The sequence below is a fragment of the Bacteroidota bacterium genome, assembly GCA_035506275.1.
Taxonomy (GTDB): Bacteria; Bacteroidota; Ignavibacteria; order UBA10030; family UBA8401; genus JAGVPT01.
Genome location: DATJPT010000008.1, coordinates 309,619 through 325,648, shown reverse-complemented (window position 1 = coordinate 325,648; position 16,030 = coordinate 309,619). Strand labels below are relative to the sequence as shown.

General features: G+C 52.7%; 10 protein-coding genes. All 10 read left to right on the top strand.

Features of this window, described 5'->3' with window-relative positions; translation table 11 throughout:
- The first annotated feature begins 47 nt into the window (after positions 1-47).
- The 10 genes from fusA to VMF88_06715 all read left to right on the top strand — a co-directional run bounded on the left by fusA (position 48) and on the right by VMF88_06715 (position 15,927).
- Positions 48-2,156, top strand: coding sequence for an elongation factor G (gene fusA, locus VMF88_06760; GenBank protein HTY10757.1), 2,109 nt, complete (start codon positions 48-50; stop codon positions 2,154-2,156).
- A gap of 1 nt (position 2,157) precedes the next feature.
- The gene (locus tag VMF88_06755; protein ID HTY10756.1) at positions 2,158-3,411 is read left to right on the top strand and encodes a flippase; all 1,254 of its coding nucleotides are present in this window, start codon (positions 2,158-2,160) and stop codon (positions 3,409-3,411) included.
- Positions 3,408-4,505, top strand: coding sequence for a UDP-galactopyranose mutase (gene glf / locus VMF88_06750; protein ID HTY10755.1), 1,098 nt, complete (start codon positions 3,408-3,410; stop codon positions 4,503-4,505). The genes VMF88_06755 and glf overlap by 4 nt, the downstream gene beginning before the upstream one ends.
- An 8-nt stretch (positions 4,506-4,513) precedes the next feature.
- Entirely contained in the window at positions 4,514-5,407 is an 894-nt protein-coding gene (locus tag VMF88_06745) for a glycosyltransferase family 2 protein (protein ID HTY10754.1), read from the top strand.
- 73 nt (positions 5,408-5,480) lie between these two features.
- Positions 5,481-6,428 (top strand): hypothetical protein, encoded by a 948-nt coding sequence (locus VMF88_06740; protein ID HTY10753.1) that lies wholly within the window; start codon positions 5,481-5,483, stop codon positions 6,426-6,428.
- An 81-nt stretch (positions 6,429-6,509) separates the two neighbouring features.
- Positions 6,510-7,478 (top strand): glycosyltransferase, encoded by a 969-nt coding sequence (locus tag VMF88_06735; protein HTY10752.1) that lies wholly within the window; start codon positions 6,510-6,512, stop codon positions 7,476-7,478.
- A gap of 3 nt (positions 7,479-7,481) precedes the next feature.
- The gene (locus VMF88_06730) at positions 7,482-8,651 is read left to right on the top strand and encodes a hypothetical protein (protein HTY10751.1); all 1,170 of its coding nucleotides are present in this window, start codon (positions 7,482-7,484) and stop codon (positions 8,649-8,651) included.
- A 61-nt stretch (positions 8,652-8,712) separates the two neighbouring features.
- Positions 8,713-9,825 (top strand): glycosyltransferase family 4 protein, encoded by a 1,113-nt coding sequence (locus VMF88_06725; GenBank protein HTY10750.1) that lies wholly within the window; start codon positions 8,713-8,715, stop codon positions 9,823-9,825.
- The gene (locus VMF88_06720; GenBank protein ID HTY10749.1) at positions 9,800-10,576 is read left to right on the top strand and encodes a WecB/TagA/CpsF family glycosyltransferase; all 777 of its coding nucleotides are present in this window, start codon (positions 9,800-9,802) and stop codon (positions 10,574-10,576) included. The genes VMF88_06725 and VMF88_06720 overlap by 26 nt, the downstream gene beginning before the upstream one ends.
- On the top strand, positions 10,573-15,927 hold the full coding sequence (locus VMF88_06715) for a C25 family cysteine peptidase (GenBank protein ID HTY10748.1): 5,355 nt from the start codon (positions 10,573-10,575) through the stop codon (positions 15,925-15,927). Before VMF88_06720 ends, VMF88_06715 begins: the two co-directional genes overlap by 4 nt.
- Positions 15,928-16,030 lie beyond the last annotated feature (103 nt).

Below are 16,030 nucleotides of genomic sequence, written 5' to 3'. Positions count from 1 at the left end.
AAACATCTCGTTTATCCTACTCGGAATAAAATTTAAGGAGTCTATCAGTGAGCCAGCATCCTTTACAAAAAGAATACGCCTCGAACGCCGTGAGGACGGTCGCACTCATCGGTCACGGCGGCTCCGGCAAGACGTCGTTCGCCGAGGCCGCCCTCTTTGCATCCGGAGCGACGAACCGCCAGGGAAAAGTCGAGGACGGATCCACGGTCTCCGACTACCATCCGGATGAAATCGAACGCCGCATCTCCATCAACACCTCTCTCCTCGTCACCGACATTGACGGCATCAAGATCAACCTCCTCGACACGCCCGGCTATACCGATTTCACGGGCGAAGTGAAATCGGCGCTGCGCGTCTCGGATACGGCGGCAGTCTTCGTCAAAGCGTTTGAGGGGGTGGAGGTCGGGACGGAGATCGTGTGGAAATACGTTCAAGAATATTCTCTCCCGTCGGCATTCGTTATCACGAAGGTGGACCACGACAATATCGATTTCGACCGGACGGTCGCAGCGATCAAGGAGCGATGCTCGAACGATGCAGTGCTGGTGACGTTTCCGGCCAGCACCGGACCGGGCATCACGGGTGTCGTCGACGTTCTGGCGATGAAGCTGCTGAAATTTTCCCCGGCCAGCGGCAAATATACGGAGGAGGCTGTTCCAGCCGAATTGCAGGAGAGCACAGCACATCTCCACGAAGAATTGATCGAAAAGATCGCCGAATCGGATGAAACGCTGCTGAACAAATTTTTTGAGAACGGAACCCTGTCCGAAGATGATATCCGCGTCGGATTGAAACGGGGGATCGTCGAGCGGAAAGTCTATCCGATCTTTGCTGCCTCCACCGTGCTCAACATCGGCGTGCTCAACATCCTCAACTTTGCCGCGAAGTATTGTCCCGCCCCGACCGACCATGGGATGGTGAAGGGCATCGAACCTTCCAGCAAAAAGGAGATCGATGTGAAGATCGATTCCTCCGCGAGTCCGTCGCTCCTCGTGTTCAAGACCGTTTCCGAACCGCACGTTGGGGAACTCTCGTTCTTCAAAGTCCTGACCGGTTCGATCACCGCGGGCATCGACATGTTGAACGAAGCCAACAGCAAATCCGAACGCCTCGGCCAGATCTTCGTTATGAACGGCCGCGACCGGAAGGAGGTCGCAAAGCTGAATGCCGGAGACTTGGGTGCGGTGGTGAAGTTGAAAGACACACATACGAACAATACATTGTGCGCGAAGAATTTTCCGGTCATTTATCCGCCGGTGGTGTTTCCCGATCCGGTGATCGCCAACGCCATCCTCGCGAAGTCGAAGGGGGAAGAGGACAAGATCGGCTCGGGGCTTCACTCGCTCCATGAGGAAGACCCGACGTTCATCGTGCATTACGACCCGGAGACGAGGCAGACCGTGATTCAGGGACAGGGGGAACTCCATCTTGCGATCATCATCAAACGGTTGAAGGATAAATTCGGCGTTGATGTCGACGTGGTCGAACCGCGCATTCCTTACAAAGAGACGATCAAGGGAACGGTGGCCGACGCGGAATACAAGCACAAGAAGCAGTCGGGGGGTCGCGGCCAGTACGGACATGTTCACCTGAAGATCGAACCGATGCAGCGGGGCACGGGCTTTGCCTTCGAGGACGCGATCGTCGGCGGCGTTGTTCCGGGAAGGTTCGTTCCCGCGGTGGAAAAAGGGATCGTCGAAGCGATGACCAGCGGCGTGATCGCCGGCTGCCAGGTGGTGGACGTCAAGGCGACGCTGCACTACGGTTCGTACCATGATGTCGACTCCGACGACATGTCGTTCAAGATCGCCGGCAAGATGGCGTTCCGCAAAGGGTTCAAGGAGGCCAGGCCGATCCTTCTCGAGCCGCTGTACGAAGTGGAAGTGATGGTCCCCGAAGAACATATGGGAGATGTGATGGGAGATCTGTCGAGCCGCCGGGGGAAAATCCTCGGCATGGATTCCGACAGCTCGCACCAGATCATCCGCGCGCTTGTTCCTTTGAAAGAGCTCTACCGGTACTCCACGACCCTCCGGTCGATGACGCAGGGGCGCGGGATCCATAAGCAAAAATTCTCCCATTATGAAGAAGTGCCGCACGAGGTGGCGGAAAAAATAATCGCCGAGTTCGAAAAATCCAAGCAGGCAGAGGAATAACATTTTTTCAAACCTTAAAAGAGCAGCCTGGAATTTCAGCCATCTAGCCTTTGGAGAATTTTCTTCAAAGGCTTTTGGTTTTCTGACAACGGCCTATCTTGCCCGGACGCTTGGCGTTGAAATGTTCGGCTTTACAGGGTTCGTCGGCTCTATTTCCGCGTATGCCATTCTTTTCTCGAATTTCGGCATTGAAACGTACGCGACCAGGCTGCTGGCGGCCGACAGGGAAGCACTGACAAAAAAGACAATGGGGGTCATTTTTGGGACCCGATCGCTGCTCGCGATCGCTCTTATCATTCCATTCATCGCATTCGGGTTTTACTATTCGCAGACGGTCTCGGAACAGCTCTTCTTCATCTTCGAGTCGGTCATCATTCTTGTTTACGCCTTCAACCTGCAGTATTTTTTTGTCTCCATACGCGATGTCCGAAAAGTGGCGGTCATCAGGACCGGTTCCGCGGCGCTCGTCCTCGTTGCTTCATACTGTTTTATCCACAGTCCTGCCGATGTGCAGTATAATGCATTGATCGGCAGCAGTGTTACGTTGGTGTTCTTTTTGTGGGGAGTGGTTCATGCTTTTCGCAAGCTTCCGGGAGCCTTTTCCTTCCCGTCATTTTCAGAAATGAGGGGGCTCGTCCGGGATTCTCTGCCTCTCGGAGTCTCCGCCCTCATGATCCAGATCTATCACAGCGCAGACATCGTGTTTCTCGGCTTCACCAACCCGGGGACGCAACTAGGATATTATACCGGTGCCTACAGGATCATCAACCTCATCTCCGCCGTGCCGGGGCTGATCTATTTGACGTATATTCCGGACCTTGCGACGATCACCGAAGCCCACCCGGCCGCCAAGACGACAAGAGAGTATATCGCCGCGGTCATTGCACTGGGCATTGTCATTGTGGGTCTCAGTTTTTATTTTTCGAAGGAGATTATTACCATCATCTTGGGAGCGCATTTCGCCCCTGCGAATACGGTGTTCAGAATTCTGCTCATCAACGTCCTTATTATCTACATCAACGTTGCCTTTGCCCATTTGCTGATGGCGTGGGGCGAAAACCGAAGCTACTTGTATGTCGTGTCCACGGGCGCGGCGGTGAACATCGTCATGAATGTTGTGCTGATACCGCACTACGGCATCAACGGGGCGGCGATTGCGACGGCCTGTGCCGAAGCCGCCGTTTTCGTGGCGGCGTGGCGGTATTTGAGGAAGAAGTTTCAATTTTCACTCGCAAAACTGTTACGTCCAGGATGAAATACGATTACCTTGTTGTGGGAGCGGGCTACGCCGGCTGTGTGCTGGCCGAGCGTCTCTCTTCCCAGCGAGACAAAAAGATTCTGCTCATCGACCGGCGCGATCATATCGGCGGCAACGCGTTCGATTCCCTCAATGAGCACGGAATCCGTATCCATCACTACGGACCGCATCTCTTCCACACGAACAGCGAGAAAGTGGTCGCATACCTCTCACAGTTCACCGAATGGCATCCATACGAACATCGTGTCCGTTCGTTCGTGAATGGAACGCTTGTGCCGATGCCGATCAACAGAACCACGGTCAATCAGCTCCTGGGACAATCGTTCCGAACAGAGCAGGAAGTTCTGCGATTTTTTGAACGGGAGAAGGAAACGAGAGCAGAGGTCAACACGTCTGAAGATCTTGTCGTCTCGAAGGTGGGAAGAAGGCTGTATGAACTTCTGTACAGAGGATACACTCGGAAGCATTGGGGAAGGGAACCTTCGCTGCTTGCCCCCTCCGTCTGCGGGCGGCTTCCCGTGCGAACGAACGAGGACGACCGCTACTTTGACGATACCTTTCAGGCGATGCCGAAGAACGGTTATGCGGCGATGTTTTCGGCGATGGTCGCGCAGAGAAATATTCACACCGAGCTGCGCACTCAATTCTCCGACATCCCGCCGCACACGTTCGATCGGTTGATCTTTACCGGCCCGATCGACGAGTTCTTTGGCCATCATTTCGGCCGGTTGGCGTACCGTTCCCTGCGCTTCGAGTTTGAGACCCACGACAAGGAATTCGTTCAACCGGTAGCGCAGATCAATTATCCGAACGATTTCGAGTACACCCGAACGACCGAATTCAAACACATCACGGGACAGCAGAATCCCAAGACGACGGTCGCGAAGGAATTTCCGCTTGATGAAGGGGAGCCGTATTATCCTGTTCCTCAAAAAGAATACCTGGAACTTTATCAGCGCTATCTTGCCGAGGCAAAGAAGCTTACCGCCGCTTTTTTCGTCGGCAGGCTGGCGACGTACCAATACTATAATATGGACCAGGTTGTCGCACAGGCGCTTGCGTTGTTCGAAAAGCTCGCCGTCAGTCATTGAACACTGTTATGGCACAACCGTTAGTCTCTGTTGTGATGCTGAGCTGGAACCGGAAAGACGATGTCATCGTCTCACTCACTCATCTCTTTGAATCGAACTACCCATTGATGGAGGTCATTGTTGTTGACAACCATTCCACCGACGGCACGGTCGATATGGTCAGAGAGAAATTTCCGTCTGTCATTGTCATCCCTCTACCGGAGAATATCGGCATTGCGGGATGGAACAAGGGGTTTGAGATCGCCAGGGGGGAATTTATCCTGGTGCTCGATGATGACAGCTATCCCGGGAAAGAATCGCTGGCGACCGCAGTTGATCGAATGAAAAACGAACCCCGGTGCGGCGTTCTCGCGTTGCAAGTTTACAACATCCGTCGCCGGTCGGTCCAGACGTCCTCCCTCGTTGCGGGCGAAAATACGACTTTCGTCGGATGCGGCGCAGTTCTCCGCAAGGAAGTTCTTCGGATTGCAGGAATGTTTGAGCCTCTTCTTTTTCTTTATATGCACGAAGAAGAATTCGCGATGAGGGTCATTAACGCCGGCTACACCGTTTTGTACGAGCCGGCGGCGATTGTTCAGCATATCAGCTCACCGTCTCACCGGTCGGTTGGCGCAGCATCCTCCATTGACGTGCGGCGGCAATACTACTTAATAAGAAATATTCTTGTGATATTGTCGTTACACTTTTCCGTCCGGCATCTGATGCTGAGAATACCGCGGATCGTGATCGGGAGGATATTGTTCGGGCTGAAAAGCGGCTGCCTTCTTCCGATCCTGAAGGGGATCTGGTCGTTCGTACGGGATGCAAAAGCGGTCGGAAGCCGTCGGTCTGTGCTGAGCGACCGCACGCAGGCGTTGTATCATTTCGGATCATTTGCGGGGGGCTTTTTCTTTTCTGATTGAGTGCGACGTCCCCGGTGCCGCGGGTCATTTTGCCGCCGGTACGGACTTTGCCTTATTGCAACGGATTGCCACCATGATCATCATTAACGACCGGCCGGGACAATTGTGCAACAGACTCTGGGGATTCTCTTTTTTTATTGCGTTTGCCTTAAAGCACAACGTGAAGGTGTATATTCCGTATTTTAGGGAATACCGCTCCCAGTTTGAAAATTTGTCCTCGTTCCCGAATATTCATTTCGCCATTTTCAAATACTCTCGCACCGTCGACCTGCCGTTGTATTATTGTTACCGGCTGGCCGCAAGAGTTTTGCGGAAGGTCGGTTCTTACATCGACCTGACATTGTTCGGTGTGTATATTGACAGCACCCATTGGACCGAGGAATCGTGGGACTCTTCTTTATTGATGGATAAAGGGAAGGTCATATTTCTCGGCTCGTGGCTTCATCCCAAAGAGGTAGCTCCATTACTTGAATATAAAGCAGAAATAATCAGGTTATTTGAACCGAGACGCATCCATAAAGAAAGAGTCGATTCGCTTTTCACAAAGCTGAGATCACGGTTCGAAAAGATCATTGGAGTACATATCCGGCGGCGTGACTACCGCAGTTTTCACGGCGGCGCATATTTTTTTGATGATTCCGTTTACAAACGATATATGACTGCAATGCAGCGGACGAACGAAGGGGAACACCTCTGCTTCTTCGTAGCGACGGATGAGGATATTCAGGCAGCTTCGTTCGACGGATTCAACATCGCCCGCCTTGAAGCCCCCGCCATGGTCGAGGATCTCTATGGACTGAGCCGCTGCGATTATATTTTCGGCCCCCCGAGCACGTTTTCGATGTGGGCCTCGTTTGTCGGCGATGTGCCGCTCCGCATCCTTAAATACAGAGACGAGAACATCCATCCGGACCAATTCTCCCCGATCGTCTATCAGAATGTTTTCAGGAACGGGGAGCATTTCCGTCATGGTGACGAGAACCCGTTATCGATCCGCCATGAAAAATCTTTCATCGATTGAGACCATGTTTCCTGCGTTCTGTGTTCCGAATTCTTTTTGTAGCGGCAGACCGGGTGACGCTGCGCGGCGAGAGCGGTGAACATGGAAACGACTCTTCCAAAAATATCCGTTGTTATGACCGTCTTCAACGCCGGGACGTTTCTTCGGGAGGCGGTGCAGAGTATTCTGGACCAAACGTTCTCGGAATTCGACTTCATCATCGCCGATGACGGCTCGACCGACAGGTCACGTGAATATCTCACGAATCTTGCCGACCCGCGAATACGTTTTTTCCCGCTCGGCCATGTCGGCCGTGCAGCGGCTCTCAACTTTGCTGTGTTCCACACGTCCGCGCCGCTGGTTGCGTTTGCGGACGCTGACGACGTTGCCTCTCCCCACCGACTGCAATTGCAGTATGACGCTCTCCAAAACGATCCTGCGATCGATGCAGTGAGCAGCTGGTATCAGATGATCGACGAGGAGGGAAATCTGATAGGAGAGAAACGGCTTCCGACATCGCATGAGGAAATCGTACAGTTAATGCCGGTACAATGTTCGATGTGTTTCCCGGCAGCGCTTATCCGCAAGGAAATCGTCGTTCAGGCCGGCCCGTTCGATGAGAAACTATCCGCCGCCATTGACTATGATTTCTGGTTAAGGATTTTGGACTTGGCGAGATTTGCGAATCTTCCGATGAGCTTGATGAAGTTTAGAATCTCCCCGCAATCGATTTCGGGCAGATTCAAAACGGCTCAGGGGCAACAAGCGTATGATCTGGGAAAGAACTATTTGCGGAAGAAATTTGAAGAGGCCGGCGACGCCGGATCGAAAGCCGACATATCGCTGCAGCTTGCGAAGGTCGAATACTATTCCGGCAATATGGCCCTCGCGCGGAGGCATCTCGCCGGGCTGTTATGGAACAGCGCCGTCATGGTTGTCGCGTGGAGGTATTTTCTCGCGAGCCTTTTAGGTAAAAAGGTATTTGCTTTCCTTCGACGGACGGGGGTTGCGGGTAGCCTAGGTAAGTTGCTCGGTGGAGCGTCCTCAAAGCATGACTATTTTATGCCGTAACGATTGGAAAGCAAACTCATGTCGGACGATGTCTACATACTGTTCTCTCCTCAGCATTGGAACAGCCAACACAGCAGAACCAGAGCTTTTGCGCTGGGGCTGGCAAAATCGGGGATACGGACGATCTATGTTAATCCTCCAGGGTCCGTCGCGGGGATCGTTCGTGAATCTGTCGCCGCACTTGTCAATCCGCTTCGGCGTGAAAATGTCCGCTTTCCCGTTTCCTGCGAATCGCTCGAAGTGTGGTCGCCCCCTGTGGTGCCGACGTTTTATCGGGGAAGTGTCACGCCTTCTCTCGACCGTCGGCTTTTTACAATGTGGTTTGAAAAACGGCTGGCAACAATTACAGGTTCAATCATTGCGGTTATCGCCATGCCATACTGGTGGGATGGATATCTCAATACGTTTGCGGAAAGTTTTTCGGCAATCGTGTTTGATTATCAAGACTCCGTCGGCACGTACGCCCGCAATGCCACCATCAGTCAACGCCTCGGTGAAGTGCATGCAAATCTTATTGCCCGGGCGGACGGCATCATCGTCCACACCGATGCCAACCGCAAGAGTATTTCAGAACTGCGTAATCCATCCGAGGTTTGTTTGATCCGCAACGCGGGGAACGGCATGCTGCTGCAGCGCGATGGGATCAAGCGTTCCATTCCCGGCTTCAATCACCCTGTTGTCGGGACGGTCGGAAGACTCTCGAGCAATATCGACGTCCCTCTTCTGCTGAAGCTCGCTGACCAGTTTCGCAGCGGGACGATCGTCAATATCGGCACGGTCAGCGTTGAGAGGAGGGAGCTGAAGGCCAAGAAGAACGTTGTTCTTTTGCCTCCGATGGCTGCGGAAGAATTGAACATGAATATCGAGAACTTCGATGTCGGTGTACTGCCATACCGTAGAACAATTGAAGGAAGTCCGTTGAGAGTCTACGACATGCTCTCCCATTCGCTTCAGATCGTCTCTACGCATTTTCCCGACGCCGAATATTTCTCCGGCGTTGTTCACATTGCCGACAGCGATGCAGAGTTTGCTGAAAAGACAGTTGAGCTGTTGTCGGGCAGGAAAAATTGGATCGGCACAGAAATTATAGAGAAGTTTCTCTTACGCAACTCATGGGACGCAAGGGTCGGATCCTTAATAACATTTTGCGAAAGCATAGTTGCCCGGCAGTGACAAGCGATCAAGCGGAATGAAATAGTAGGCTGCTCAGCAAGGAAGAGGTTGAAACGTCGGTATGGCGCTGAATGATTCAATTTTGCTTCTGACGGACGAGATGGAGCCGGGAGGGGTTGCCCGCCATGTTGCCGATATCGCGAACGGCCTCGTTGAACGGGGCATTGTTCCCGTGGTGGCGGCCAGCGACGGACCGTTTCGTTCAAGATTAAGGGCAGAGGTAGAATTCATCGACCTTCCTTTGTTCTCGGGGCTGGACCGCCGCAAACGGCTTTTGGGATTTTTGGGGTCGTATAGAATGCTGGCTCGCGTCATCCGGCAAAAGAATATTCGCCTAGTTCACTCCCATAAACGCTATACGGATATATTAGGACGGATGTTAGCGCGGAGAAGGTCTCTCCCGCACGTGTCGACGTGTCACAACACCTTTGCGACGCTGAAGCAATTTTCGGTCTTCGGCGATGTGACAATTGCGTGCAGTAAATCCGCGGAGCAGATGCTCATAACGGATTTTCGGATACGGCCGGAGAAGCTGGTGCAGATCTATTCGGGCATTCATCCGTTCAGAGAATTCACCGGAGACGAGAAAAAGCGCGTTCGGCAGGAATTGCACATCGCTGAAGGGAAAAAAATTGTCGCAAGTGTCGGGCAGTTGATCGCATCGAAAGACAGGTCCGCTCTGATATGCGCTATTGGAAACCTCCAGAAAAGGAGAAGGCTTGATAATATCATTTTTACCATTCTAGGCGACGGTGAGCAGAAAGAAACGTTGAATCAGCTGGTCAAGCAGGAAGGCGTTCGCGAAAGCGTAATATTTCTTCCTGGAACGTACAGTGTCGAAGCATTATTCAACGTAGCGGATTTTATGGTGTTATCCTCAAAACAAGAAGGCTTACCGTATGTTCTGCTGGAAGCCGCCAGTCTCGGCAAACCGCACATCGCAACCGATGTCGGCGGCGTCTCCGAGTTTGTTTCACACGAGGAAACCGGGCTTCTTGTCCCGCATGGCAGTCCCGGACAACTTGCCGACGGGATCGCCCGCTTGCTCAACAACGGGGCCGAGGCAATAGATCTCGGGAGAAAAGCAAAAGAGAAATTTGACCATCAGTTCACCTTTGACCGATTTATCGGCCGGATGGTGCAATTTTATGAGCAGTACCTTCAAGGTCGATGATATGCCTGCGGAGTATGTAGATATTCTGGGAATTTCGTATAGTACATGCGATGAGCAAGCCGTTCTCGAACGCATTGCCGAAGCTGTTCGCACAAGGAAACCGCTCACGATAGTCCAGCCTCATTTTTTTCATGCGGTGCTCGGCCGGAACGACAGGGCGATTCTCGGCCTCTATCGGCGTTATGACCTGGCGATCCCCGACGGATACGGAATGCACGCGGCCGGCAAGTTCCTGTACGGAGAGGACAAGGCGTTTCGCAGAGTCTCCAACGGGACCGACCTTTACGAAATCTTATTAAAAGAGGCGGACCGCTGCGGTTGGAAGATATTCTTCCTCGGAGATACCGAGCAGACCCTGCAAGCTCTGCACCGTACGATCACCGCAAGATACCCCGGGTTGATCGTCGCGGGCACTCACCACGGCTTCGGCGACCTCGACGATGAAAACATTCTCTCCGCCATTAACGCAAGCGGAGGCGACATTCTTATGATCGGGATGGGAACGCCGAGACAGGATGCATGGCTGTGGAAGCACTATGAAAAGCTCCGTGTCCCCGTGATGATGACGGTCGGTGCAGGCATCGGATTCATGTCGGGGAGAAAAAAACGGGCGCCCGAAATGCTGCGCACCATCCATGCGGAATGGCTGTTCAGGCTTTTTCAGGAACCGCGCCGATTGTGGCGGAGATATTTTCTCGGAATTCCAAAATTTATGGTCTACATCGTTCTTCAGAAAGTTCGGCAATCATGAGGAAGACCGCCTGGCTGCCGGTGATGATCCTTTTGACGATCTGCGTTCGATCGGATTTTCTCTTTTCGGCCGCGCAAAATGTAAAAAAATATTCTTGGGGGTCTCTGCAGGTTTCGGCGCCGAGTTCGGGTTCTGCAAGGTTGAAGCTCTCGCTCGACCCGCAAGGAATCGAAAAAGGGACTGCCGTGATCTCTCAGCGAGTGCTGTTCTATGCTCTTTCTCCGTCCGAGCGCCTGACAACCACGGTGGCTTCGTTTACAGCGGCGCCGATCCTCTTAAGAAATATTTATCGTCCCCTTCGCACTCCTTCAACACGGGATACGACAACCGTAGCTGAGTCGCTCGAACAAATTCCTCTCAACGAATTGCCGCAGGCCCCTAACGTGCGCGTGGCGGGCTACGGATGGTATCGGGGATTCTATCTTGCCCGGATTGAAGTGACTCCGTTTTACGGAAATCCTTCAACCCATGTTCCCTCGTTTGCTCAGTCGATCGACGTTCAGGTAAACAAAACCGGGACGAACGCGGTTGTGCCCCGGCAGCTGCCAAAAATAAGAGATCCTCATTTCGACCGGATTCTCCGGGAACTTGTCGTCAATTATGATGATGCCGCGCAGTACCAAATGCCATTGGTGAGCGATACGACGGGGGGATGGTTCAATACGACATCGACATATGTCAAGCTGACGGTACCGAACGACGGCATTTACCGGATAACGCAGACCCGGTTGGATTCCATTCTTCCCGCAATTGCCGGAGCAGACCCGCGGACCTTTCAGGTTTTTGACCGGGGAAAGGAAATTCCGATTTACGTGGCGGGAGACAGCGACGGGGTTTTTAATCCGGGTGATTACATTGAATTTCCTGCTTTACGTAACTATACAGGGAAACATCGGATCATCACATCGGGGGTCTCCCAAGAATACAACGAATACCTCAACCGCTATACCGATTCCACGATTCTCTGGCTCACATGGGGAATCAAACCAGGTTTGCGGATGCCGGCGAATCCTTCCCGCGCCGCCACTCCGGATACGCTGACCGCCTATACGGCGTTCATCCACATGGAAGTACAAGGGCCGACGCCCGGATTGCAGATGGCGGCGACGGACAATTACTCTTCGCAAGACTACCGCTGGAATTCTTTTGACCTGTGGCCATGGAATTTTCTTGGCGGATCGCAGACGACGACCAAAACGTTTACTGCGAGCAATCCAGCCTTCGACGGCGACAGCGTCACGGTCTATGCAAAGATCGCAAGTTGGGGAGCTAATCTGACAACGGCTGCTCACAAGATTGCCATCCGTTTGAATAAAGGGGTCGATTTGAACACGGTGACGTTGAACCTTGGAGGCGAAGCTGTCCTTTCGGGGAAGACTCGGATCGACTCCCTCAAGTTCGGAACGAATTCAGTGATCCTGTATTCATACCCCACTGCCGCCACGACGAACAGTATTGTGTACGACTGGTTTGAGATCGAATATCCGCGAACGCTTAAGGTGGTGGGGGACACCCTTCTCTTCGATTTTCGCACGCTCCCCGACCGGCATTTTCGAAATGTGAAAATCACCGGATTGCAATCGCCGAATTTTATCCTGTACAGGATAAGGCCGTCCAACGAGAGAATTTCGAATTTCACGATCTCGGCTTCCTCGCCGTACACGGTAACGTTTTGCGATACCATCGGTCCGCAGGAGCAATTTGTGATCATGCCGCAGGCCAAAGTTTACACTCCGGTGTTTACCGCAGTAAAAACATTTGCCGGCCTCCGGTCGAATACGAGTCAGACCGATTATCTTGCCATTACGCATTCGAAGTTTTACCCGGAGGCCGTCCAATATGTGCAGAGTGTGTCTGCCTCGAAACATCTTAGTGCCCGACTCTTCAACGTCCAGGATATCTTCGACGAATTCGGGTACGGCTATCCGACCGCGGAAGCTGTTCAAGCCTTTGTCCGGTCGTCGGCTCAATGGAGCAGTCCGCTCCCCTCGTATCTTACTCTGCTGGGGGATGCTTCATACGACTACAAATACTACTACGCGAATTACAACGCGATCAATTATGTCCCCTCGGTCGGATATCCCGTCAGTGATGTCGCGTACGCACTCTTCGACACCGTGTCGAATTTACCGCAGATGTATGTCGGCCGCCTTCCGCTGAACAACGTCGGGGATTTGACGCAGTATCTTTCGTTTTACAATTCCGTTATCAGTACCCCGAATGACGACTGGAATAAGCATTATCTGCTTTTTACAGGGGGCGACCCCACCGTTTCGGGACAGATCGATCTGCTCAAGTCAATAAACGACGAAGTTGCAAATACGCTGATCACCCCTCCGCCGATTGGCGGCATCGCGACGCACTTTTATAAGACGATCACCCCGCAGTCCGATTTTGGTCCGTACACGTCGCAGCAGGTGAAGGACGCCATTTCAACCGGAGGAGTCTTCATTTCGTACATCGGCCACAGTGGCACGCAGACATGGGATAACAGCATCGGCGACCCGCTGCAGCTGAAGAATTCCCGCGGAAGGTATCCGCTGATCACGGATATGGGCTGCTCGACAGGGAAGTTCGCTGAACCGCAAATACAATCGTTCAGCGAACTTTTCATCGTCGGACCGGAGGCGAGCGCGATCGGGTATATCGGCAATTCTTCGTTGGGATATGAAAGCATCGCAACGTCGCTTCCGCCGATCTTCTATTCGGCAATGCTGAAAGATTCCATCGTCCGCGTCGGCGAGACGCATTTGACGGCAAAACTCAGGCAGATCGCTCAGCAAGGGCTGAGCCCAGTCAACAGTATCATGCTCTATAATAACACATTGATCGGCGATCCGACCGTTGACCTGCCGGTCCCGTTCCTGCCAAACCTGGCGATCCAGGAGAATCTTATCAGCTCCACCTCGGTGTTTACGGACGACCAGGATAGCGCCGAGGTGACCATCGTCTATTCAAATTTGGGGTCGGTGACGACCGACAGCGTTGATGTGCGAATTCAACATCTGTATCATTCTCAGGTCATTCAATCGTGGCTCGTGCGCCGTCCGATGCCGCTCGTCTATGATACCTTGACCGTGTATATCGTCATCAATCAAGAGGCGGATGAACACGATGTTGTCGTTACCCTCGATCCTTCGAATAAGATCACCGAATCGATAAAAACCGATAATTCTGCGACGAAAGCCTTTTTTGTCTCTTCGACCGATTTTAAGGTCGTGCAGCCCCAGCCCACGTCGGTCGCGGCAATCTCGTCCCTCATACTTTTGAATCCGACAACCCAGCGTTACGATCCAACCAAGATCGTCACGGTGGAAGTTGACACGCTCGGCGATTACTCATCCCCGACAAAACCGTTAACGCTGAACGTTCCGATGGGAGTGGTCTCGACGTCGTTTCCACTCGGTTCGTTAAAAGGATCAACACGCTATTATTGGCGCGCGAAATTTCAATCAAATTCCGGTAATTGGTCGACCGGGACCTTCTACCAGGGAACAGATCCAACGAAAGGGCTCGGACAAATAGATTCTGTTGGATGGCAGGGGAACGCGTTTACGCACGTGCAGTTTTTTCCCGGTACAGGTTCAAAAATACAGAACACCTCCATTGTGCTTCAAGCGATCTCCGGAGGATTCCTCGACGGCAATTTCGGTGCCGTTGAGTTTAACGGGGTCAACAAGCTGCCGAGCACGCTGGCACGCGGACATTCCATTGTCGTGATCGACCCGACCGCCGATACGGTGATCAATCAGCGGACGTACGATTTGTACGGGACCGCAGCGTACGCCGACTCCATCGCGCAGTTCGTTAACTCCGCGGCACCCGGCGCCATTGTCGTTGCCGTGATCATCAACGACGGCTGGACGCACATCACGGCTGCCGTGCTGAACGCGTATCACGGCATCGGGAGCAGATTGATCGATTCGGTAAAGTTCCGGGATTCGTGGGCAATCATCGGGCGGAAAGGAGCCGCACCGGGGAGTGTTCAGGAATCATGGAAACCGAGCACCACCGGGAAAGCGATTCTCGACACGACGATCGTTCAGGTTGCTGCGGCCGGAACCATTGTGACCCCTCCCTTCGGTCCGGTGAGCGGATGGAACCAACTTTCCGTCGACAGAACGGTTCCATCGGGGGCTCACGCCACTGTCACCATGCTCGGTCTGCAGAACAACGGCAATGTTGATACGCTCTTTTCATCATACGATTCGTCAACAGTCAACCTTCAGAAGATCTCGGCGGCCCGGTATCCGAATGCGCGGTTAATCTTTAATCTTTCGTCGAACTCCTCACTCAATTCGCCGGTGATAACGGATTGGAATGTTAAAGCGCAGCTCCCTCCTGAACTGGTCCTTACCCAGAACACTGTTTCGCTTGACAAATCGACCATGCAGGAAGGGGAGATCATTAATGTCGGAGCAACAACATACAATGTAGGTTCATCGCCGGCAGACAGCGTGCTCATATCGATCCTCACCGACGACAGCGGCCCCCTTCGAACGCTTAAGAGTATGGTGATCCCCGTGATCAACGCGCAGGATTCTGTGCATGTGCAAACGCAATATGACAGCCGCGGAAAAAGAGGGAGTCATTCGTTCACATTCCAGGTTGATCCGAACAATGCCATCGTGGAATACTATAAATCCAATAATACCGCCGTAGCGCCCTATTCGATCGTCCCTGATACTTTAAGCCCTTCCGTCGACGTAACGATCGACAACATACATGTTGCCAACGGGGATTTTGTCCGGGCTGCGCCCGTGATAGTCTTTCAGGTCAATGATCCGAACGGTTCTCCGATTACACAAAACGATACATCGAACGTTTATATTGAACTGGACGGGAACCAGGTGTATTATTCGGGGAACAATGCAGTCCAATTTACTGCCGGCTCTGCTCCGCTGATCGCCCAGGTTCGCTGGACTCCTCAATTGGCCGAGGGGCAGCACTCGATCGTCTACTACGCCAAGGATGAAGCGGGGAATTTTTCGGACACGACGCTGCTTTCCATTAATGTCACAAACACCCTTCAGCTTTCTGAGGTCTATAATATCCCGAATCCGTTCCCCAATGGAACGACATTTACCTTCGTCCTTGCAGGGACGGACAACCCGCAGAGCGTCCACATTAAAATTTATACCGTTGCGGGACGATTGATTCAGGACCTGGATTTCTCGTCAAAAGTGCACGTCGGCATCAACGGCTACCAGAGTGCGGGGGACAATCTTTACTGGAACGGAAGAGACAGGGACGGCGACGAGATTGCCAACGGGGTCTATTTTTATAGAGTGATCATCAACGGCGGCGGGCAGCAGGCGGCTGCGACGCAAAAGTTGGTAAAGATAAGGTAAGCAAGAAGCAAGGAGCAAGAAGACAGAAGTCAGAAGACAGAAGACAAGATACGGAATTAGATGATAGCAATTGATTAATGTATTCTGACTTCTGTATTCTAAA